This is a genomic window from Dolichospermum flos-aquae CCAP 1403/13F (assembly GCF_012516395.1).
Taxonomy (GTDB): domain Bacteria; phylum Cyanobacteriota; class Cyanobacteriia; order Cyanobacteriales; family Nostocaceae; genus Dolichospermum; species Dolichospermum lemmermannii.
Genome location: NZ_CP051206.1, coordinates 1,546,482 through 1,568,755, shown reverse-complemented (window position 1 = coordinate 1,568,755; position 22,274 = coordinate 1,546,482). Strand labels below are relative to the sequence as shown.

Sequence of the window (22,274 nt, the reverse complement as noted above, 5' to 3'; positions counted from 1 at the left end):
GATTATGAATGTATCAATTCTCAAAAAACTGCTGTCTGAAAATTCAGACTTTAATCAACAGCACCCAACATTTTTAAAGAGGCTTTTTCAGCATCGGTTAAGCCTGTAATATGGCTAATATTCATACCTTCATACAAACGTTCAGATTCAAGAAGTTTTAATCTACTATAGGTTTGCATATTCCACAACTGAATGTTTTCATCTTCGCTACCACTAGCTAATAACGTACCATCAACACTAAAAGCTAGAGAACGAATCGCTGCTGTATGTCCGAGTGTGAGAACTTCTTTACAATTACCTGTACTAACTTGCCATAGCATCACTTTAGTATCAGCGCCGGCACTAGCTAGAATCTGCCCATTGGGACTAAATGCCACTGAGTAAACTTGTTTATCATGCTCTAATGTTTGAGTACATTTATTTGTATTAAGATCCCACAACTTCACGGTTTGGTCTTCGCTACCACTGGCTAAAAACTCCCCATTGGGACTAAATGCTAGTGACCAAATCATGTTTTGATGGTCTGTAAAAGTTTGCAAACATTCTCCAGTTGTGACATCCCAAAGTTTGATGGTATTGTCAGCACTACCACTTGCCAGTATTTGTCCTTGGGGATGAAATGCTACTGTCCACACCCAATTACTATGGGCATCAATTTTTTTGAGACATTCACCACTAGATGTGTCCCAGATGCGAACAGTGCGGTCTTCGCTACTACTGACTAGAGTTTTTCCATCGGGACTAAATGCAACTGTCCACACCCAGTTATCGTGTCCTCTGAGAGTTTGAATACATTGGCTTTGATCAATATTTGCGATATCCCAAAGTTTGATGGTATTGTCAGCACTACCACTTGCCAGTATTTGTCCTTGGGGATGAAAAGCGACTGAGCGAATTCGTCCTTGATGTTCCTTCAAAATGTGGCATTTTTGCGTTTGTAAATTCCATAACCCAATGTTAGAGTCATCCCGTCCACTAGCCAAAATTTGACTATTGGGACTAAATGCTACTGAATATACATCACGGGTATACCCTTGTAAGGTATTCAAACAACCACCTGTTTTTACGTTCCATAACCTAGCTGTTTGGTCATCACTACAACTGATTAAAGTGTCACCATTAGGACTAAAGGCGATCGCCCACACTTGGCTAAAATGACCTTGTAAGGTTTTGAGGCATTCCCCCTGTGGCATATCCCAGAGTTTAATGGTTCTGTCTTCACCGGAACTAGCTAAGATCTGTCCATCAGGACTGAATCTGACAGAATAAACTTTTTTACTATGTCCCTCTAATGTTTGTCTACATTGACCTGTAGTTACATCCCACAGTCTCAGGGTTTGGTCGGCACTACCACTAGCTAATGTTTGTCCATCAGGACTAAAAGCTACAGAGTGAACATCGCTATTATGATCATTTAACGTTTTTAGGCATTTACCTGTATTAATATCCCACAGCTTAATTGTGCTGTCAGCACTGCCACTGGCCAGTAAAGGAGTAATATTAGAAGTTGTAGATGATTGGAAAGTGACAGACCACACCAAGCCATTATGATCAGATAGTGTTTGCTGACAAACTCCTGTTTCTACATTCCAAAGTTTAATAGTTTTGTCTTCACCAGCACTAGCTAAAAGAGAACCATCGGGATTAAATGCTACTGAATAAACTTTATTGGTATGTTCTTTCAGGGTATTTAGACATTTACCTGTTTCTACATTCCAGAGTTTAATGGTATGATCCGCACTACCACTAGCGATGGTTTTATTATCTGGACTAAAGGCTAACGTCCAAACCCAAGTAGTATGAGCTTTATAAATGCGAAGTTGTTTAGTATCAGAAGTACGCCATAATCTGATTTCTCCACTCATTAAACCTGTAGCAAATTTTTTACCATCAGGACTAAATTTCACAGAAACAATACTAGACATTGTTTCCCTAAATACAGAACCAGTTAAATCAGCATTGGCAAAGCTGGTGTTTTTTAAGTCCACATCTTTGAGATAAGCTTGCCAGATGGTCAAACCGGAAAAATCGCGTCCACTTAAATCAATTTGGGAATTACTTTGGGATTTATATATCTGAAGTTGTCGTAGTAGATTAATTAAGTTGCCAACTGCATAACCTTGAGTTGGCGGTGATTTCTGCTGTAAATTCCTGATCAATTGCCGTAAATGAGATTCTAGTTGTGTGGCTGTACCAAAAGCTTTAATAAGTCTTTGCTTAACTGGTTTTAGTATCAGTCGTTCTTGTATTTGCCGGATATAATCAAGTGATCTTGCCTGGATTAAGGGGTGGGCATTAATAAACTCCAGTTTTTTTTTTCATTAATGTCAGAAATGTCATAAGTTGCCTGTTCAATGTAGCGGTCATTAATATATTCCATCACCACAGACTGCTGCCCAAATCTACTAGTATTTGCTTCTTTTTCAATTAGCGATCGCCGTAACAATGATTCAATAATTTCTAGTATTTTAGATTCTGCATCTGGTGTTTTTACATTATTTTTTACATCGCTTTTTATGTCTGTCAATGAGATATATTCACGACGTAATGCTAGACGATACATTACGTGTTGTTCTAATTCTGATAGACGGTTAAACTGTGTATCTAAAAGCGTGCGAATATCTCCATAAGCAGCACTTGCTTCCTTCATTTCTTTTAAAAATTCAGCAATATTATTGCTGAATAAATCATAAACTGTAGTGGCAACTATTTTTAAAGCTAAAGGATTACCAGAATATCTGTTGACTAATTCTTGTAGTTTTTCATCATCACAAGTGCAACCTTTATCTAGCAAAATTTCTCTGGCTTCTGCTAATTTGAGGCTATTTAACTGTAACACTTTTACAGGCAGATTTTTACCTTCTAGTGCAGCTACTTCTTTTGGCTTTTCACGACTAGTGATTAATAAACAACTATCATGTGATGCTTCTGCTATCTTTTTAAAAAAGTAGCCATAGTTTTCATACCCTGGTTCATATTCACCAGCCCATCCCTGAGTTTTGCCTTCACTACTACGTAGCACCGATTCCACATTATCTAAAATAATTAGGCATTTATGTTTTCTTAAAATATCAATTAGTAAAAGTATTTTATTGTTTTCACTAATTGCTAAGAAATTTTCAGTATGATTAGAGGGTAAAAATCCTAAAAGTTGACTGAGAATTTCCTCTAACGGTGGTGCATTGCGGAGCGATCGCCAAATCAAATAATCAAACTTTGGCTGAACTTGTTTGGCAACTTTAGCTGCTATCACAGTCTTACCAATTCCACCCATTCCCAGCACTGCCACTAAACGACACCGCATGGTATCATTACCAACTATCCATTCTTCTAACTCTAAGATTTCTTCATTTCGACCCCGAAAACCTTCTACATCAACGGCTTCACCCCAATCTTCTGTTGAGGTAAGGACATTTTCTTGAGTACCTTGATACTGAGTAAATAATTTCTGTTTCAAGTTATAAATTTTTTTATTACCGCTCCCTTCTATACCTAATTTACGATAACTTTCTCCTAATCTTTTTCTCACCGCCGGTTGAGAAATATTAAGTTTCTGGGCAATTTCTGCACCAGCGTAATTTTTTAATGCTAAAAGTAATGCCTCTAGCTCGGTTTTGCTAACATTGTGTTTGTTAGCCACTTCTATAATGAAATCATCAGGAATCTGAGGTATATTATCTACAATCTTCATATTATCTAAGCTCCATATTATATATTAGTTATTAGTATGTGAGATTTTTTTATAGCATGAATATTGACTCTAAAAAGATTGTTATGTAACAGTTTTTAACCTTGTCCACCCTACACTACTTGATATTTTATGGCTACGCCACGCAGGCCATCAGGAATCATTTAGGAGTCCTATATTTATAAGACATCGCGGTAACTGGGAAGCTCAGTGTCCTTAGACCTGAGAGGGATGGCTCACCAGTCAGGCACTAGTAGTCTGTCAATCTAAAAATGACGGGTGAAGGCAAGCAGCGGAGAAGGGAAGGGAAGTGGTCTGGTCAGCACAGCTTGCTTGATTACCATTGCAAGCTCAGTACCCTTATAGCTGGGTTACTGATTCCTGTAAGGTTTAGGAATTATGGAATTATATTTAAGGATTTTAACACTATCCCCAACTATAACTTATTTATATTTATGTGAGATATATTTTCCCGAAAAAGTATACATAAATTTACATAGTCAAGATTTTCTAGAAAAAACTTTATAAATACCTTGCATTTTTACTGTAGGTGTGATTATCCTATATATAGATACCTCTATGTGAGGTATACAGATAAGTCTCAAGTCAAATAGCCAATATTAGGGGGCAACTAATATGCAGAATTCTTCAAGACTAGGACTAGTAGACTTTATTAGGAGTTCTAACGCTATCAAAGGTATTTTGAAGATAGGAGAACAATCCCCAGAAATTTTAGCCAAATCTAAACAGGCATATGTAGTAGAGTTACCATCAGTCTTTGCTCACTTAATTATTCTGCTGATTGAAACTTTGTCAGAAACTCAACACGGACAATTAACTATCTCTAGTAAAAAGGGGAAATACGAAGCCATAGTAGAACTAAGTGGTCATATTAGCCACCGTTATACATTAAGTCCACAACAGCTTTTAGAAATTCAGCAATTACACGATTACATTATTGACACCTGGATAGATTGTAGGCATTCGCACAATCAAAAATAATACGAGACGTTATAGCTATTTACAGGTTAAGAATACTGATAGCTTAATGAAATTCTTTACACAATTAAATATCTAATTTTCTCAGGACATTTGGCTTTTGATAAATGGGAAGTTTACAAGCTGGTGATGTATATTTGCACGCCGGATTTTATTTAGGTTTTTCTATCCCGTAGACAATTTTATGAACAGCAATAGACAGGATGAAAAGATTTCTGTTCAACTCTTATCTAAAAAACAGGAGAAAACTATGAAAACTAATGACAAAGATAACCAAAGTCTGCTGTTAATTTTGACTGGAAAGGGATTTAAGTATCTGATGTTAACTATATTCGGTTTTGCGATCGCTGTTGTTGTGTTTTATATTTGCGGTGCATCCTCAATCACTAAAGTTTTGCTATCTTTTGATGTTTTTATCTATTTTTTGCGGTTTGCTGTTCTGCTATTTTGCTTGTTAGCAATCACCATGATTTGGGAGTCTTGGAGTTAGTTCAACTTATCTGCCTGAGATTGAGATATTAACCGTAGTTTCTTTCCACTTAGCCAAAGGTTTTCAATTACAGGAGGTCATATCATGTCAGATAATGGCAATGGCATCAGAGGTGAAATATTATTACAACTTTTGCTAATCTTAGTTTTGGGACTAATACCCTTAGCAATTGTGAATAAAGATAATCAGCTTGCTTATTTTGATATCGTGAAAATAGTAATGGTTTACAGCTTTAGCCCTCAAAAATCCAAAGATAACCGAAAAAAGTAAACTATAAATGAGATGGACAGGTTTTTTCAATTTCTAGTAATTACCTAAAATAGCGTGGGTGCAATGCGAAAAAGTGGTAGGCTGAAATTGGCGATGTAAATACTCTATTTTGAAATGTGCTTACCACAAAAATACCCAGGTTTGTTGAGAATTTAGCGGTGTAATTGAGAATTAAAGCCGGACACACTTTTTCGCGTTGCTCCCTGCCACAGATAGAAAGAAGTTCCAAAATGGGTTTATAAAATGGCGAAAATAAAACTACAAAATTAATTAGACATCTCCAGAAAAGAATGTAGAGCCGAGAATCCCTACCCATGGAACGTCTCTACAAGGGTTGTAAGTCACGCATATTTAATTTTCACCAGATGTCTATTGGTTTAGGGATTTTTAAAAGAATGCAGAATTTAGAATTTAGAATCACGTTTTGCAACGGGGATTTTACCCCCCCAAAGGTAAGTTAAAATGTTCAATTAATTTTGCACAACTAATTAATATAAGATAGTTCTTCCTTATCAAGTTTATGATAACACACTGAAAATTTTTTGTCAACAGCATAAAATCACTTTTTTCCGGTTGGTGTTTTTGTGTTAGCCAGAGGGTGGGTTAGCTTGCACCTAACCCACCAACAACTGATTTCGCAAACCCTACGGACTTACTTGAGGATTTTTGGAGTGATTTTTTTCCTTCTCTAAAAGCTCCTCAACTGCATGAAAATCAGACCAGACAGTTGCACCGTGTTCATAGTTATCAATCCCCACCTTATCAGCTTCAGGATTAACACGCAGCTTACCAATAGCATTGAGTCCAGTAAACATTAAAAAGGCAAAACCAAGAGTGAAAACTGATACTGCGACTACGCCCAAAATCTGCACACCCAGCAAATCAAAACCACCACCTAAAAACAGTCCAGCTTTTTTATTCAAAGTCAGTTCTGGTTGACCTAAAAAACCAACTGCCAGTGTACCCATCATGCCATTAATACCATGAACAGAAAATGCTCCCGCAGGATCATCAATTTTGCACGCTTCAATAATATCAATACCCAAAACTACTAAAATTCCCCCAGTTAAACCAATCACAACCGCCGCCCAAGGTGCTATAAAAGCACAACCAGCGGTAATACCTACCAAACCTGCCAAAGAACCATTCAGACAATAGACTAAATCCCATTTACGTGAACGACTATATTGATAAAACATCGCCGCTAACGCCCCAGCACCAGCCCCCAGGGACGTATTCAGGGTGATTAAACCAATTAAGCCAGGATTACCAGTACCAAGGGTTGAACCGGGGTTAAAGCCATACCAGCCAAACCAGAGAATCATCGTTCCCAAAGCTGCCAAACCTAAGTTATGGGCTGGAGGAATCTGCCCCCAAGGAGTTCGTCCAGGGCGGGGTCCAAGTAAAAAAGCACCAACTAAAGCTGTCCAACCCCCAACGGTGTGAACTACCGTACTACCAGCAAAGTCATGAAAACCAATTTTCGCTAACCAGCCACTGGAGTTCCATACCCAATGTACAACTACGGGATAGCTGAATGCAGCCATGATGGCACTATAAATTAAATCACCGATAAAGTCCGTTCTCCCAGCCATTGCCCCGGTAGTAATTGTACTGGCAGTAGCCGCAAAGGCAAACTGAAAGAAGAACAAAGTATAAGCATTGAGTCCTGAAGCTATTCCTGGTACACCACCATTAGTAAAAGTACCGTTAACTGGTAATTGACTTAAGAAAAAAGTGTCTGTACCAATAAGCCCACCAGCACTTGTACCAAAAGCGATGCCAAAGCCCACACCCCACCAGATGAGAATGGTGACAGCCGCATCAACAAAGTTTTCCAATAGGGCATTTACTACACCTCTTCGGCGCAGCAAACCTGCCTCTAACATCGAAAATCCAGTCTGCATGAAGAATACTAAAAAGCCTGTGAGTAGTACCCAGGTAGTATCAATGGAAATTTGTAATTGTTTGGTTGTTGCGTCTAATGATTCCAGTGTCACAGGATCTGCGGCATGGACAACTGTGGGCGCGAAAATTGCCAAGACCATTGAACCTATAGCTAGTGCTAGAAGGCGATATAAGGGGCGAATACGTTTATTCATTGCTGTTTTTCCTGCTAGAAAAGCTCTAATTAAGTTAGGCTTTTTATCTGATGTTGATGGTTGCAAATCTGTTATGTCTGTTCAATATGGTTATCAAAAATAAACACAGAACAATAACAGAAACTTATTTGATAATTCCTGCTTTTAGTTAAGTGGAATATTTATCAACTTGAATTACATAATAAATCAGAATTAAATTCTGACCTCTGAATTATTTCTTCATAAAGTTGGTTAATTCTCTATTTAATGAGAGAAAATATTCTGTATCATAAAATACATTTTTTGTAATTAGGATAAATTATTCACTCTGCAAAAATACAGAAAGCTTGTGTATTCCTGACAATATCAGCATTTGCTGTGATTTGGATCTCTTAATTACGCCTGAAATCCTTTATATACAAAAATCTGATATTTATTGCGTAAATAGATATGTAGTAGTTATATATACATTTGCTCCAGTCTAATATCTATTTGTGGTAAAATTTGGAACTTAGAAATATGTTTAGGAGTATTGGGACGCGAACTTATTAAAAGAATGCAGAATTTAGAATTTAGAATTTAGAATTACGTTTTGCAACGGGGATTTTACCCCGACGCAAAACCCGCTGCTTGTAGAAGCAGGGGACTTTAACCCCCAAAGGTAAGTTAAAAGAGATTCAGCAAAAGTCAACAATCATGTAATTTGGTTACTTCTCGCGTCAATATTATCTCGACATACTATAACTTCTGATAAAGAGTTTAAATCTCTGACTCAATCAGTATTAGATAAAGTAGATGATTTGGATATAAAAGAGGAATGGAAGGAAGGAACAGGGACATTTTTTCAAATAGCAGGACAACAGCAAGATAATAAATACTCAGATCAACGTATTTGGTCAGATGCTAGTAATTTGCTCAAAAAAATATATAGTCCTGCTGTCTTAAATGCTGATACAGGTGCAAATTATTATAAAGTACAAGACAATATATGGCGATTAATTAATTTGAGATAATATAGTACACCATTAATCACCTGATTATAAATCAATTAAGCTACATTAATCAATTGTTCTAAAGATTTAGCTAAAGGTAAAGGCTTTCCATATTCTTGATATTCAGCAATTAACATTTCTATCACTTCCTGAGCATTTTTCACAGCTTCTTCATAAGTATCACCATGAGTATGATATTTTTGAGTAGGAAATTCAGGTAAATGAACTAAATAACATTTATCTTCACTACTCCATTGAATAATGATAGTATAAGGTAAATTCATTCTTCTGACTCCTCCTCTTGAATTGATTTTAATTTAGCTAATTTTTCGTTAACTTCTTTTTCTATATATAGTTTAGCATCATCTCCATCTTTGCCAGAGATGGTAATAGGATCTTCTGGTAATAAAGGATGATACCAACGGGTATGACTTCCTTTTGCACAACGGTAAATAAACCCAGCTTTTTTGAGTAAACTTTTTAATTCTCTGATTTTTTTCGGCATTTTTCCACGGAAATATTATTAAGGTATATGAATTGACGTTAATTTGATACCAATCAGTAATGGGAAACTCTGACGAAAGATCCTGAAAGCTAACTATATTTCATATTTCCTGGCATAAGTTATAAATAGTAATGATGCTTTGTGCAGATTTTCCTAAATTAATTAAATTTGATTTCTTAAACACTCATGTCTTCAAATCCTCAGTATCTTAGCGGTAACGATATTCGTCAATTATTCCTTGATTTCTACAGCCAACGGGGACACCAACCGCTTCCGAGTGCTTCTCTTGTTCCCGAAGATCCAACTGTGCTGCTAACTATTGCAGGTATGTTACCATTTAAGCCGATATTCCTGGGACAGCGGACACCGGAATTTAAACGCGCTACGACTTCGCAAAAATGTATTCGTACCAATGATATCGAAAATGTGGGACGCACTCACCGCCATCATACATTTTTTGAGATGTTGGGGAATTTTAGCTTTGGTGATTATTTTAAACCACAGGCGATCGCTTGGGGTTGGGAATTATCCACGCAAGTCTTTGGTTTCTCCCCCCAGAATCTCGTTGTCAGCGTGTTTGAAGACGACGACGAAGCTTTTGCAATTTGGCGCGATACTATTGGTGTAAATGAAAAACGCATCAAACGCATGGGTGCAGATGATAATTTCTGGGTTTCTGGTGCTACTGGTCCCTGTGGTCCTTGTTCGGAAATTTATTATGATTTTCACCCAGAACGCGGTGAAGATCATATTGATTTAGAAGATGATACCCGATTTATCGAGTTTTATAACTTGGTATTTATGCAATATAATCGGGATGCTGCTGGTAATTTAACCCCGTTACAAAACAAGAATATTGACACGGGAATGGGTTTGGAAAGAATGGCGCAAATCCTGCAAAGGAAGCCGAATAATTATGAAACAGATTTGATCTTCCCGATTATTGAAACAGCAGCGAAAATTGCCAAAATTGATTATCATCAAAGTGATGAAAATACAAAAGTTTCTTTAAAGGTAATTGGTGATCATGTCCGTTCTGTGGTTCACATGATTGCTGATGAAATTCGCGCTTCTAATGTGGGTAGGGGTTACGTTTTACGGCGTTTAATTCGTCGCGTCGTCAGACATGGGAGATTAATCGGAATTTCTGGAGAATTTATTAACCAAGTTGCAGAAACCGCCATTTCTCTTTCGGAATCAATTTACCCCAATTTGCGACAAAGAGAAACTGCAATTAAAGCCGAATTACAAAGAGAAGAAAGTAACTTCTTGAGAACTCTTGATAGAGGAGAAAAACTATTAGCTGAAATTATCCAAGAGGTAAAACAAAAAGGATTAACTTCTATTAATGGTGAAAGTGCTTTTACTCTCTATGATACCTACGGTTTCCCATTGGAATTAACCCAAGAAGTTGCAGAAGAAAATAACATTACTGTTGATGTTGATGGTTTCAATGCAGAAATGCAAAAACAAGTAGAACGTGCAAAAGCTGCACATGAAACTATTGATTTAACTGTTCAAGGTTCTTTGGATAAACTTGCAGAACATATTCACTCTACAGAATTTATCGGTTATAACCAATTAACAACAACTGCAAAAATCGAAGTTTTATTAGTTGCTGGTGTTTCCGAAGAAGCAGCAGAAGCAGGAACAGAAGTGCAAATTGTTTTAGATAAAACTCCATTTTACGCTGAATCTGGGGGACAAATTGGCGATAAAGGATATATTTCTGGTGATGGTGTTTTAGTCAGAATTGAAGATGTGAAAAAAGAATCTGATTTCTTTATTCATTTCGGACGCATTGAAAGGGGAACAATTAGAATTGGTGATGAAATTACCGCGCAAATAGATACCGCTTGTCGTCGTCGCGCTCAAGCTAATCATACAGCAACTCATTTATTACAAGCTGCTTTAAAGAAAGTTGTTGATGAAGGAATTTCTCAAGCGGGTTCTTTGGTTTCTTTTGATAGATTGCGCTTTGATTTTAACTGTCCCCGCGCTTTAACCGGTGAGGAAGTTATCCAAATTGAAGAATTAGTAAATAGTTGGATTTCCGAAGCTCATGGTGCTACAATCGAGGAGATGCCCATAGCAGAAGCAAAAGCGAAAGGTGCAGTAGCAATGTTTGGGGAAAAGTACGGTAATCAAGTGCGCGTGATTGATTTTCCTGGCGTTTCGATGGAATTATGTGGGGGAACTCATGTTAATAATACTGCGGAAATAGGCGTTTTCAAAATCATTGCTGAAGCCGGAGTTGCTTCTGGGGTGAGAAGAATAGAAGCTGTTTCTGGGGCTGCGGTATTGGATTATTTGAATGTGCGTGATATAGTTGTAAAGGATTTGTGCGATCGCTTCAAGGTAAGACCAGAAGAAATACCCGACAGAATCACCACTTTACAAACTGAACTCCGCAACAACGAAAAAGAAATTCAAAGTCTGAAATCACAGATAGCAATTGTCAAATCTGACAGCTTATTACAAACTGCGGAAACAATCGGAGAACACAAAATCATTATCGCCCAAATGGAAGATATTGACGCAGAATCATTAAAAGACGCTGCGGAAAGATTGCTGCAAAAAATCGGTAATGGTGCTGTGGTTTTAGGTTCAGTTCCCGAAGCAGGGAAAGTAAGTATCGTTGCAGCATTTAGTCCCGAAGTTAATAAAAAAGGTGTCCAAGCTGGAAAATTTGTGGGAACTATAGCGAAAATCTGTGGAGGTGGTGGTGGTGGAAAACCCAACCTCGCGCAAGCTGGGGGAAGAGATGCAAGTAAGTTACCAGAAGCATTAGAAACTGCGAAAAATGATTTATTAGCAGCGTTGAAATAGGATTTAGATCCCGGACTTCTTAAAGAAGTCCGGGATCTGTCTAAGACTGTAAAATTTCAAAAATTTTGTTAATCACTTCTGTTAATTTTTCACTTTTAATTTGACCTGCTTTATATAGGATAATTTGCTTTTCAGCAGTAAAAAGCCGATTTGGTCTAATATTACTTGGCTGATTTAACCCACATTCCGCACCCCAAACTGTCACAGATCAAAAAAGCCCTTAAAGTAGTACATAATAACTAAAGTCAATTCAAAAATTAAGATGCTTAATGATAATAAATAGCATTAAAAGCGAAATGGTGTGAGAAAGTGAAACTTGGTAACAAAAGAAAAAAATGAATTGATAACCAAATAAGAAATAATTGATAACAACAGAAGTATGAGAGGAAACTGTTGTGAAATTAAAACCTCAAGAAATGGAAATTCAGAACATAGACCATCTAGGGATAGTAGCAGGAATCATAGATTCAATCGGAATAGTAGAAATAATAAATGAATTAATAGGAGTCGAAAAAGACGAAAAAGTAAATGCAGGTCAAGTGGTAAAAGCCATGATAATAAACGGGTTAGGATTTGTCTCCAAACCGTTATATATGTTTCCCAAATATTTTGAAACAATAGCCTGTGAGCATTTAATAGGAGCAGGAGTAAAACCAGAATATCTCAACGACGATAAATTGGGGAGAGTCATGGATAAACTGTTTATAAAAGGCTTAGATACAATCTTTTTTATCATAGCCTTAAAAGCTGCTCAAAAATTTGGAGTATCACTATCAACATCACATCTAGACTCATCATCAATGCACGTGCATGGGCAGTATAACACTAGCTTACCATTCGTAATATTTGAGAGTCAAAAAGTAGGAAATAACCAAGAATTAGAAGAATTAGCAGTAAAATCACCAAAAGAAATAACCATCACCTACGGTTATTCTCGTGACCATCGTCCAGACTTAAAACAGTTTATCATAGAAATGATATGTTCAGGAGATGGAGACATACCAATATTTTTAAAACTAGCATCGGGAAACCAAGCTGACTCATCATGTTTTGGTAAAATAGCAGTAGAATATCAAAAACAATTAGAAGTTAATAGTCTCATGGTTGCTGACGCTGCTTTATATACAGAATCAAACCTGAAAATGATGTCAGAATTACGTTGGTTATGTCGAGTACCATTAAGCATAAAAGCAGCAAAATCATTAATATCAACATTAGCAGAATCAGAATTTATTGATAGTACAATACCAGGATATAAATTAGCATCAAAAATCCAAAATTATGCAGGGATAGAACAAAGATGGTTAGTAGTGCAAAGTCAAGAAAGAAAAGAATCAGACCTGCATAAGCTCACACAAAAAATTACCAAAGCAGAATCAAAAGCTGTGCAAGATTTGAAAAAGTTATCACAAGAGAGATTTGCATGTGTTGCAGATGCTATCAAGGCATTATCAAAATTATCAAAACAATTCAAATATCATCAAATTCACGAAAGTACGGTGACTCAAGTAAAATCTAATAAAAAAGATACTTCAGGAGAAATATCCTATCAAATATCAGCTACAGTCTCCCAGGATGAAAGTAAAATTAATACAGAATTGCTGAGTGCGGGACGTTTTATTATTGCGACAAATGTTTTAGATTCAAAGGAACTAAGCAATGATTCTATGCTCAGGGAATATAAAGCTCAACAATCATGTGAAAGAGGGTTTGGTTTTCTCAAAGACCCATTATTTTTTGCCGACAGTATTTTCCTCAAAAGTCCTGAGAGAATAGAGTCTTTGGGAATGATTATGGGTTTATGTCTACTGGTTTATACTTTGGCTCAACGTCATATTAGAAATGCTCTTTTGGAGTCTAAATCAACAATTAAAAATCAATTAGGCAAAGCAACTAATCGTCCTACTTTACGCTGGATTTTTCAATGCTTTCAGTGTATTCATTTGGTTACACTCAATCAGGAGAAACATATTTCTAATTGGAATAAGGACAGAGATTTTATCTTGAGTCTTTTACCAGATGATTGTTTACGTTACTATCAATTAGTCAGCTAATTATCATCTCTATCAATTTAATTTCTATGAGTAAAGATGAGCTAATCTCTTTGATTTATAGCTCCATTTTACTATGTCTATAATTTCGTTTTTTACTTTAATTGATTAGTCTAACTTATAATTATTCCTTGAATATCTCCTTTCGCTTATTCATTGACCTCTCCAGGTGGTGTGCATTCTTATTGCTTCTTATTGAGAATAGATTTTGATGACATTTTTGGTGATTTACTGTTTCTCAAATGCCTTTTTTCACTTTATCTGTTTGTTTTGATGCTCCCTTTGATTTTCATCTCCGTAATTTCCCTCTGTAACATTTTGGGGTGCGGAATGTGGGATTTAAACCACCTGAGTTAAAATCAAAATTATCTATTCCAATAGCATACATATCATTAACAGATTGACTGGTAATTTGACAAAGAATCATGTCATTTCCCTGAAGTGTAGCAATAACTAAAGCTGGTCTACGTTTTGTTTGACTTAAATCTGAAAATGGAAAGGGAACAATTACAACATCACCTTTTATAAATTCTGCCATGCTGCATCTTCCTGTGGTTTTAACCAATCTTTTGCCAGTGAAGATTCACTCATAATCGTAATTTCTAGCATCTTATTTTGTTGGTGCTTGGTTTGCAAAAATTGGACAAAATCTAAGATTTCCTGTAACACAGGTTCAGGTAATTTTTCTAATTCTTGTGTTATTTGTTCTTTAATTGTCATTTGAATGTTACCCTTTACTAATTGTCAACAGATATGATATCAGCTTCCGCAGTAATTGTATTTATATCGTCACTGCTACTTTACCTACTTCTGTAGAAGGTTCAGGTATAGGTTTTCCATCTTCTTTCAATACTTCCAAATACAATTCTATAGCTTCTTTAATTAGTTCTTCTGTTTCTTGTAAGGTATCACCACAAGCAACACATCCGGGTAAATCTGGAACATAAGCAGAATAATTACTACCTGCCCATTCATAGACTACTGCATAATTTTTCATTGTTTATCCTCCAGTTGTGCTTGGGAAAAAATACTCTTTCGAGTCCCTTCCGCTAAGTCTTTACTAAGTTTACCCGCTAATACCACGATACCCGATTTAATTTGATGTTTGAGGATACGATGACTACCTCTAATGCGATCTATATACCAACCATCTTCTTCCAGGATTTTGAGAACTTCTTTAACCTTCATTGTTTACTATCATAGCGTGATTAGTAATTTGATAAATTAATGGTAAAAATACCTCCTTAACAAGTATAATATATTTGATCTACAGAATAGAGAATGTTATTTATTAAGTTAGTTTAAGGAGTTGTATGATTTCTAGTCAAGTAGAAATGGAAGATATGGAACTTTTAAAACTTTATAACAAAGGTGAAAGAGATTTTGGCAACTATAAGATTATAGGTTATACTTATACAAGAAGTTTTTACACAACTTTTGCAAATTCATGTAATGAAGACATTAGAGGAATTAACTTAGATCATTCACATTTATGGTTAGCAAATTTGGAAAATGTAATTTTGGAAAATTCCACAATAAGAAACGCAGAGCTTTTTAATATAAAGTTAATAAATAGTAATCTTATTGGTGTAGATTTCAGTGGCTCAAATCTTCATCAAGCACAGATGAAAGGATCTGTCCTTCGTGCGTCAGTCCTCAGAGATGCAATTCTTGCATCTACAAACTTAAAAAATACAAATTTATCTGGTGCTGATTTAAGTGGTTCAGATTTACATGGTGGATATTTAGAAAATGCTAACCTTAGTGGTGCAAAACTGAGAGGTACAAATCTTAAAGGTGTAAAATTAGAAAATACAGATTTCTCAGGTGCTGATTTAACAGATGCTTGTTTAGATCATACTTATTTAAAAGGTATGATTATTGATAATAATACCAAGATGAATCAAAAATATCATTTAATTTGGGAAATTACTAATAAAGAATCAGAAAATAGAAATCTCTCTGGAAAAGATTTAAGTAGAGCTAATTTATCAGGAGCGATCTTAATAAAAGCAGATTTTAGAGGAACAGATTTAACAGATGCAAATTTAACAGGAGCAGATTTAACAGATGCAAATTTGACAGGAGCAGATTTGACAGGAGCAGATTTAAGAAGAGCAAAATTACAATGTGCAAATCTGAGAGGCGCAAACTTGAAAATGTCAAAAATTGCCAACGCTAATTTTGCAGAAGCAAATTTTTGCGATATTGATTTAAGTCAAACTCACAATAAACTTACTACTGTTAGCACTTTAAAAGATGCTTATTATAATGATGAAACTAAATTTCCTGAAGGACTTCATCCCACAACTGTACAGAAAATTGCACAAAAAGCTGCACAAAAAATTTCACAAATGATTTGGTCAAATTATCAAGATCCTCAGTGGATAAAGGAGTTATTAAATAATAAAGGAGAATCACAGAAATATCTACCATCACGAGAAAGACAACAAGAATTTAAAGAAGAACTAACAAAAAAATATGGTTATAAATGTTTAATTAGTGGTTGTGAAATTAAAGAAATTATTGAAGCAGCACATATTATTCCTTATAGCAAGATTGAATCTCATGATGTAGCTAATGGATTACTTTTGAGAGTAGATTTGCATAGACTTTTTGATGCACACCTGATAGCGATTCACCCAACCACCAGAAAAGTATTAATATCTGAACAAATAGCAAAAGACTATCAAGATATTAGAGGAATAAAAATAGAAAGTCGTTTAACTGATGAAGATGCGAATAAACAACAGGACGCTCTAAGATATCATTGTGAACAATGTAATTGGATAGATAAGCGACTTCTTGAATAATTCAACTCATATTTTTATCAATTCAAACAAACTGCTAGACTATAATTAGAACTTAATTGAGAAATTTGTAGAAGCGACATCCAACCCATAAAACCTATAAATTAAAATTATGACCCTCGCACAAGAAACACGCTACTATTCACCCGAAGAATACCTAGAATTAGAGGTAAACTCAGAAATACGTCACGAATATATCAACGGATTAATTATACCCATGACAGGCGGAACACCCAATCACAACCAACTTGCACTTAATTTCAGTGGTACACTCAATTATCTTCTTAAACGTCAACCTTATCAAGTCTTTGTAACAGATCAACGTCTGTGGATTCCCACCAGAAAAATTCATACCTACCCTGATATTATGGTTGTGAAAACTCCCTTAGAATATGAACAAGGAAGAAAAGACACCTTAGTAAATCCTGTGATGATTGCAGAAGTATTATCAAAATCTACCAAAAGCTATGATAGAGATGAAAAGTTTGCAGCGTATCGGACAATTCCCAGCTTACAAGAATATATTTTAATTGACCAATACACAATGCACATTGAACAATATTTTAAAACCGATAATAATAAATGGATATTTTCTGAATTTACAGATGGAGATAGTAGCTTAAACCTATCTTATATTCCCTGTCAAATCTTGTTAGCAGATATTTATGATAAAGTAGATTTCAACACCGAAGAATAAAAACTCAATCTTCCTCTCTGCGCCTCTGCGTGAGATAATAATTCCAAATAAATACCAAAGGAGTCAATAAAAATGAGTCGCATTAATCCTTATACCTTACAAATGCAAATTACCCAAATGTTTGCCCAAGGACAATCATTTTTTGCCCTAACCAAAGTTCAAGATTGGTTAAAAGAACATAATCAAAACCCCTTAGATTTCGAGATTCTCTTTCATAAAAAACCCGCACCTCCCGGTTCTAAGGAAGTCATGGTAATAGAAATAGAACTTAAACGCAAAGACGGACAACCTGTAGATCCTTGGTTACAAGAACAGGCTAATTTACACGCTTAATTCCCCTGTAAACCCCCAGTATGGATTAATAGCAAAGATTCCGATTGAAAAAACCCTTTTGCAATTAAATCCATAACTCCATAAAACATTTTTCCTGTGTATACATAATCTAAAGGTATGTCATGTTGTTGTTGAAAATCTTGACAAAATAGCTTTAATTTATTTGTCACCTTAGCGTAACCACCAAAATGATAATCAGATATAAGTTGCCAAGGTGCAGGAAAATTAACAGGTGTTGGTAAATCAGAAGCTAGATAATTTGTTAATAAGTTATTGATATCTTCCTTGAGAAAATCACCACCTTTCAACACAGGAAAACCAATTACTTTTTGTGGTTGATTTAATGATAGTGTCATCCCGGCTAATGTTGTTCCTGTACCGCAAGCCAAACAGATAGTATCAAATCCTTTAACTGTTTGTAATATTTCTGTACAGCCACGCATACCATTTAAATTACAACCCCCTTCAGGAATCATAAATACTTCCCCAAATCGCTGTTTTAACTGATTTTGTAATTCTTCTGTATGGCGTTTTTTATAGGTCTGACGATCAATATATACTAATTGCATTCCCTGTGCTACTGCAAATTCTAGAGTAGGATTTAAAGGAATATTTTCTTCTCCACGAATTAAGCCAATAGTGCGAAAACCAAACAGATTTCCTGCGGCAGCGGTAGCATAAATATGATTAGAATAAGCACCACCAAAGGTGAGAATTGTCGATAATTTCCTCTCTTTAGCTTCTACCAGGTTATACTTCAGCTTAAACCATTTATTACCGTTGATCTGGGAGTGCATGAGATCCAGGCGTAATCCGAATAACTTAACATCTGCATTAGCACAGATTTCACTATTAATTTGTTGAATAAGTGGAGGAAAAAAAATTGACGACATTTTCAGGAAAAGTTAAGCTTTATAAAATACTAAGATCCCCGACTTAGATAAAAAATCGGGGATCTGAAAGATTTATCCTTTCACCGTCTTCCTCGGAAACCAATCATCTAAAATGGCGTAGAATACCGGGACAACAAACAAGCTGAGAATAGTAGAACTTACTAAACCACCAGCTATAGATACAGCCATAGGCGATCGCAATTCCGAACCCGCACCTAAACCCAAAGCAATAGGAACCATCCCTAAAATTGTTGCCGCAGTTGTCATCATAATGGGACGTAAACGTACAGGTCCAGCTTTAAGAATTGCCTCAGTCCGTTCTAGTCCAGAATCCCGTAACTGATTAATGTAATCTACGATTAAAATCGCATTTTTGTTAGTAATCCCCAGCAGAAACACAAAACCAATCAGAGATATCATCCCAAAATCACTTTTTGTAAATAGCAGTGCCAGCAACGCCCCAACCACTGCTAAAGGTAAAGAAAGACCAATAACTATGGGATCTACCCAACTTTTAAACAACCAAATTAGCACCACAATAATACAAAGTGCCGATAATCCCAAAGTTGTGCCAAAACTCCCAAGAACCTGATTTTGACGGGCAGAATCTCCCCCTAAATTCAAAGACACACCAGCCGGCATCACAGCTTTAGCTTCAGCTACGACTTGATCAGTTGCATTACCTAAAGTTAAATTTTGACCCAGGTTAGCACCGATATAAACTACTCGCTGATTATTCAACCTTTCAATTTGCAAAATCCCATCTTGTTGATGAGACGCACCTGTAATAGTCACATCAGCAAAACCAGATATTTTCTCAATTCGAGCTTTTACCGCTTTAGCTGCTGTCGTCAAAGCTTTGATATCATTACCTTGCAAAGCTATTTGCAGAGGTTTTTGTCCACCGGTGTCTACAAATTGAATATCCTCTACACTTGTGGTTACACCCGCCAATTTTGGCAAAGCGGCACGGAGTTGGTCTTGTACTTCTGCCGTTTTCACTTCTCGCTCTGCTTTGAGCTTAACGTATAGCGTCCCCTTGTTTGGTTCACCTTCACGAGAACCCACAGTAGTAAATACCGTTGCCACTGCGGGGAACCTTCTCACTACTTCTTCCAGTTTCTTAGCAATATCCAAAGAATCGTTTAAAGGAATAGCAAAAGGAATAGAAGATGATGAAGCAGCCAAAGCCGCAGCAGATAAAGACGAATTTCCTAATTTATCTTTTTGTCCCATTTGTCCCAGTTGTCCTGCTTGTCCTCCTGGTTGTCCTAGTCCTCCTTGTACCCCTTGTGCAAGATCCCCAGGAAGACTAGGTAGAGGAGCAGTATAGACAATATTAAATTCTCCTCGGTCAAGTTTAGGAATAAATCCTTTGGGAATTAGGGGAATCAGGGCAAGACCAGCAATTAAACTACTTATAGCTAACCCAACAACTATCAAGCGGTGCTGCAAAGACCAGGCTAACAAGTTACGATAAGCTTGATCAAATTCTAGCCAAATTTTACTTTGCTTCTGAGGAGAACTGGATGGTTTAGCTTTAAGCCAATAAATAGCTAAGACCGGTGATAAGGTTCGGGCTACTAACATAGATGTCAGCATGGCAGCAGAAACGGTAATCCCAAAGGGTTTGAAAAACTGACCAATGACTCCACCCATTAAACCAATAGGCAAAAATACTGCTACCGCTGTCAAAGTGGCTGCGGTGACAGTTAAACCAATTTCATTAGTGGCTATCAAAGCGGCTTCGCGGGGGGGTTTCCCTTCTTCAATATGCCGCATGATGTTTTCTACATCAACTATGGCATCATCTACTATCGAGCCAATGACTAAAGCTAAGGCTAACAGGGTGATAGTTTCTAAGTTAAAGCCATATATCGCCATGACGATAAATGTCCCTAGCAAAGATATGGGAATAGCTAAGGCAGAAATTAGGGTAGCTTGCCAATTCCATAAAAAGGGAAAGATGACGACAATTGATAAAATTATCGCTTCGATCAGGGCATCTATGGTAGAATGGGTGGCGTTGCGGATATATTCAGCTTGGGTAGCAGCTAAGGTGAGAGTAACATCTTTTAAGCCAGACCTTAGCTGTTGTACTTCTTTTTCTACCCGATTAACTACTTCTAAGGTATTAGCATCACCTTTTTTAATGACCTGAAAGGCTAAAGCCTGTTTACCATTGAACCTGATTAAAGTACTGGCTGGGGGTAATCCATTGGTTGCTGTTGGTGGTGGTGCATTCGTACTCACTTCCCCTAACAGAGAGACTTTCAGAACTCCTGGTAATTTAGCTATACTAGGGACAATTTTATCTTTTACCAGTTGCTGTAAATTATCAATCTTCCCAGAAGAACTTTCAATGGCATAGCTAACAGCCGCTGATTCGTTCAGATTCAAAGGGATGATTTTTTTAGTGGCATTCTTAGGTAGATTTAATTGATTAACGATCTGAGAAATTTTATTAGTCGCAGTTTCTAAATTTGTACCCACCACAAAAGAGGAAACTACAGCAGTTTGACCAGGATAAGTTGATGAACGAATATCCTCAAGTCCCACCAGTGATTTGAGACTTTCCTCCAGTGGTTTAGTGAGTTTTTCTTCCGTATCTAGGGCTGATGTTAAAGGTGCTTGGACATTTACCACCACTACCGGAAAGGTGATATCTGGAAATAAAGCATATTTGAGGGAACTCAAGGCCAGGACACCAGCTACCGCTATACCTATCCAAAAACACACCGTCAACCAAGAAAACTTAATCGCTAATTTGGAAATATTGAAGCTTTCGCGGGCAGATTCTGAGTTATTAGTCTTTACCATCTGATAAAATTATTTAAGTCCTTGGTCATTAGTCATCGGTCTTTTGATCACTGACAACTAACAGGTTAGTATAGAACTTCTAGGATAACAATGGTTACGATCTTAGTCCCCCAGGGAGCAGAATATCAAGCCGTCTGTCGCGGATTAAGTCGCGTCCCCAGTTCCCAAGCCAAGGTATTAGCGATACCAATGGGAATCGAACCAGTGCGGAAATATTTACAACAGTTCACCCATGGTCAAGCAAATCGGATGCTGATCATGGGTTTGTGCGGTAGCTTGAGCCAAAAATATCAAATTGGAGATATTGTTTTATATCAAAATTGTCTTTATCAAGGAAATCTGCAAGAGGGCAATAATTCCTTCACCGCAGATATACATAATCAACTTGGTGATCATGTATCTTTAGTCAAAGGCTTAACGAGCGATCGCCTCTTATATAAAGCCACAGAAAAACGCCAGTTATATGAACAATCCGGTGCTGACGTTGTAGATATGGAAGGATACGCTTTTCTAGAATTTTTCCAGCAACCAGTTTCTCCACAGGTACAAATAGCCATCCTGCGAGTAGTTAGCGATGATGCTCATCATGACATCCCCAATATCACATCAGCCATTGGTGCAGACGGTTCATTACAACCTTTACCCTTAGCTTGGGAATTCATCCGTCAACCCCTAGCAGCGACTCGATTAATTACAGGTTCACTAAAAGGACTCAAAACTTTAACAGCAGTCACACAATTATTATTTACTCCTAACAAGATCCCCGACTTCTTAGAGAAGTCGGGGATCTGATTCTGATGAATATTCTCAAACCTG

General features: G+C 36.7%; 22 protein-coding genes. 10 read left to right on the top strand and 12 right to left on the bottom strand.

The features are described 5' to 3' along the window. Nucleotides 1-50: 50 nt before the first annotated feature. Nucleotides 51-2,159 (bottom strand): WD40 domain-containing protein, encoded by a 2,109-nt coding sequence (locus HGD76_RS25240; RefSeq protein ID WP_233467095.1) that lies wholly within the window; start codon nucleotides 2,157-2,159, stop codon nucleotides 51-53. 122 nt (nucleotides 2,160-2,281) lie between these two features. Further along, entirely contained in the window at nucleotides 2,282-3,691 is a 1,410-nt protein-coding gene (locus tag HGD76_RS25235; protein WP_233467093.1) for an NB-ARC domain-containing protein, read from the bottom strand. Between the two features lie 633 nt (nucleotides 3,692-4,324). Between HGD76_RS25235 and HGD76_RS07675 the strand changes: the two genes are divergently transcribed. From HGD76_RS07675 to HGD76_RS07665, 3 genes are all read left to right on the top strand, one after another. Continuing rightward, nucleotides 4,325-4,690, top strand: a complete 366-nt coding sequence (locus HGD76_RS07675) for a hypothetical protein (RefSeq protein WP_148766296.1) — start codon at nucleotides 4,325-4,327, stop codon at nucleotides 4,688-4,690. A gap of 247 nt (nucleotides 4,691-4,937) precedes the next feature. After that, nucleotides 4,938-5,177 (top strand): hypothetical protein, encoded by a 240-nt coding sequence (locus HGD76_RS07670; RefSeq protein WP_148766294.1) that lies wholly within the window; start codon nucleotides 4,938-4,940, stop codon nucleotides 5,175-5,177. Nucleotides 5,178-5,261: 84 nt separating this feature from the next. After that, on the top strand, nucleotides 5,262-5,447 hold the full coding sequence (locus HGD76_RS07665; protein ID WP_148766292.1) for a hypothetical protein: 186 nt from the start codon (nucleotides 5,262-5,264) through the stop codon (nucleotides 5,445-5,447). Between the two features lie 644 nt (nucleotides 5,448-6,091). On the opposite strand, the gene HGD76_RS07660 is transcribed toward HGD76_RS07665, so the two are convergent. Then, nucleotides 6,092-7,549, bottom strand: a complete 1,458-nt coding sequence (locus HGD76_RS07660; protein ID WP_168695415.1) for an ammonium transporter — start codon at nucleotides 7,547-7,549, stop codon at nucleotides 6,092-6,094. A gap of 779 nt (nucleotides 7,550-8,328) precedes the next feature. On the opposite strand from HGD76_RS07660, the gene HGD76_RS24835 reads away from it, so the two are divergent. After that, the gene (locus HGD76_RS24835) at nucleotides 8,329-8,541 is read left to right on the top strand and encodes a hypothetical protein (RefSeq protein WP_210967739.1); all 213 of its coding nucleotides are present in this window, start codon (nucleotides 8,329-8,331) and stop codon (nucleotides 8,539-8,541) included. Nucleotides 8,542-8,576: 35 nt separating this feature from the next. Here HGD76_RS24835 and HGD76_RS07650 read toward each other — a convergent pair whose 3' ends face one another. Then, on the bottom strand, nucleotides 8,577-8,804 hold the full coding sequence (locus tag HGD76_RS07650) for a type II toxin-antitoxin system HicB family antitoxin (RefSeq protein WP_168633284.1): 228 nt from the start codon (nucleotides 8,802-8,804) through the stop codon (nucleotides 8,577-8,579). Continuing rightward, entirely contained in the window at nucleotides 8,801-9,025 is a 225-nt protein-coding gene (locus tag HGD76_RS07645; RefSeq protein ID WP_168633285.1) for a type II toxin-antitoxin system HicA family toxin, read from the bottom strand. Before HGD76_RS07645 ends, HGD76_RS07650 begins: the two co-directional genes overlap by 4 nt. A 186-nt stretch (nucleotides 9,026-9,211) precedes the next feature. Between HGD76_RS07645 and alaS the strand changes: the two genes are divergently transcribed. Continuing rightward, nucleotides 9,212-11,854: an alanine--tRNA ligase gene (alaS, locus tag HGD76_RS07640; protein WP_168695414.1), complete on the top strand. Its 2,643-nt coding sequence runs from the start codon at nucleotides 9,212-9,214 to the stop codon at nucleotides 11,852-11,854. A 40-nt stretch (nucleotides 11,855-11,894) separates the two neighbouring features. Here the strand turns inward: alaS and HGD76_RS07635 are convergent, their stop codons facing one another. After that, nucleotides 11,895-12,059: a hypothetical protein gene (locus HGD76_RS07635; protein WP_233467089.1), complete on the bottom strand. Its 165-nt coding sequence runs from the start codon at nucleotides 12,057-12,059 to the stop codon at nucleotides 11,895-11,897. Nucleotides 12,060-12,270: 211 nt separating this feature from the next. Between HGD76_RS07635 and HGD76_RS07630 the strand changes: the two genes are divergently transcribed. Further along, nucleotides 12,271-13,908: an IS1634 family transposase gene (locus HGD76_RS07630; protein ID WP_168697347.1), complete on the top strand. Its 1,638-nt coding sequence runs from the start codon at nucleotides 12,271-12,273 to the stop codon at nucleotides 13,906-13,908. A gap of 286 nt (nucleotides 13,909-14,194) precedes the next feature. On the opposite strand, the gene HGD76_RS26220 is transcribed toward HGD76_RS07630, so the two are convergent. The 4 genes from HGD76_RS26220 to HGD76_RS07610 form a co-directional block, all read right to left on the bottom strand. Further along, nucleotides 14,195-14,443, bottom strand: a complete 249-nt coding sequence (locus HGD76_RS26220; RefSeq protein WP_168695413.1) for a type II toxin-antitoxin system PemK/MazF family toxin — start codon at nucleotides 14,441-14,443, stop codon at nucleotides 14,195-14,197. After that, nucleotides 14,428-14,625: a DUF2281 domain-containing protein gene (locus tag HGD76_RS07620; protein ID WP_168695412.1), complete on the bottom strand. Its 198-nt coding sequence runs from the start codon at nucleotides 14,623-14,625 to the stop codon at nucleotides 14,428-14,430. Before HGD76_RS07620 ends, HGD76_RS26220 begins: the two co-directional genes overlap by 16 nt. A gap of 61 nt (nucleotides 14,626-14,686) precedes the next feature. Beyond that, a complete protein-coding gene (locus tag HGD76_RS07615; RefSeq protein WP_168695411.1) occupies nucleotides 14,687-14,902 on the bottom strand; it encodes a type II toxin-antitoxin system HicB family antitoxin in 216 nt (71 codons plus the stop codon). Beyond that, nucleotides 14,899-15,093 carry a type II toxin-antitoxin system HicA family toxin gene (locus HGD76_RS07610; protein ID WP_168695410.1) on the bottom strand — a complete coding sequence of 65 codons (195 nt, stop codon included), beginning with the start codon at nucleotides 15,091-15,093 and terminating at the stop codon, nucleotides 14,899-14,901. The genes HGD76_RS07615 and HGD76_RS07610 overlap by 4 nt, the downstream gene beginning before the upstream one ends. 125 nt (nucleotides 15,094-15,218) lie before the next feature. Here HGD76_RS07610 and HGD76_RS07605 point away from each other — a divergent pair, with 125 nt between their 5' ends. From HGD76_RS07605 to HGD76_RS07595, 3 genes are all read left to right on the top strand, one after another. Next, on the top strand, nucleotides 15,219-16,718 hold the full coding sequence (locus HGD76_RS07605; protein WP_168695409.1) for a pentapeptide repeat-containing protein: 1,500 nt from the start codon (nucleotides 15,219-15,221) through the stop codon (nucleotides 16,716-16,718). 109 nt (nucleotides 16,719-16,827) lie between these two features. Continuing rightward, entirely contained in the window at nucleotides 16,828-17,412 is a 585-nt protein-coding gene (locus HGD76_RS07600; RefSeq protein ID WP_168695408.1) for a Uma2 family endonuclease, read from the top strand. A gap of 72 nt (nucleotides 17,413-17,484) precedes the next feature. Continuing rightward, entirely contained in the window at nucleotides 17,485-17,745 is a 261-nt protein-coding gene (locus tag HGD76_RS07595) for a hypothetical protein (protein ID WP_168642767.1), read from the top strand. On the opposite strand, the gene HGD76_RS07590 is transcribed toward HGD76_RS07595, so the two are convergent. Beyond that, nucleotides 17,742-18,638, bottom strand: coding sequence for a 1-aminocyclopropane-1-carboxylate deaminase/D-cysteine desulfhydrase (locus HGD76_RS07590; protein ID WP_168695407.1), 897 nt, complete (start codon nucleotides 18,636-18,638; stop codon nucleotides 17,742-17,744). The two genes, HGD76_RS07595 and HGD76_RS07590, sit on opposite strands and share 4 nt — an antisense overlap. Nucleotides 18,639-18,710: 72 nt before the next feature. Then, on the bottom strand, nucleotides 18,711-21,458 hold the full coding sequence (locus tag HGD76_RS07585) for an efflux RND transporter permease subunit (RefSeq protein ID WP_168695406.1): 2,748 nt from the start codon (nucleotides 21,456-21,458) through the stop codon (nucleotides 18,711-18,713). Nucleotides 21,459-21,548: 90 nt separating this feature from the next. On the opposite strand from HGD76_RS07585, the gene HGD76_RS07580 reads away from it, so the two are divergent. After that, nucleotides 21,549-22,250 carry a 5'-methylthioadenosine/S-adenosylhomocysteine nucleosidase family protein gene (locus HGD76_RS07580; protein ID WP_168695405.1) on the top strand — a complete coding sequence of 234 codons (702 nt, stop codon included), beginning with the start codon at nucleotides 21,549-21,551 and terminating at the stop codon, nucleotides 22,248-22,250. Nucleotides 22,251-22,274: the final 24 nt, after the last annotated feature.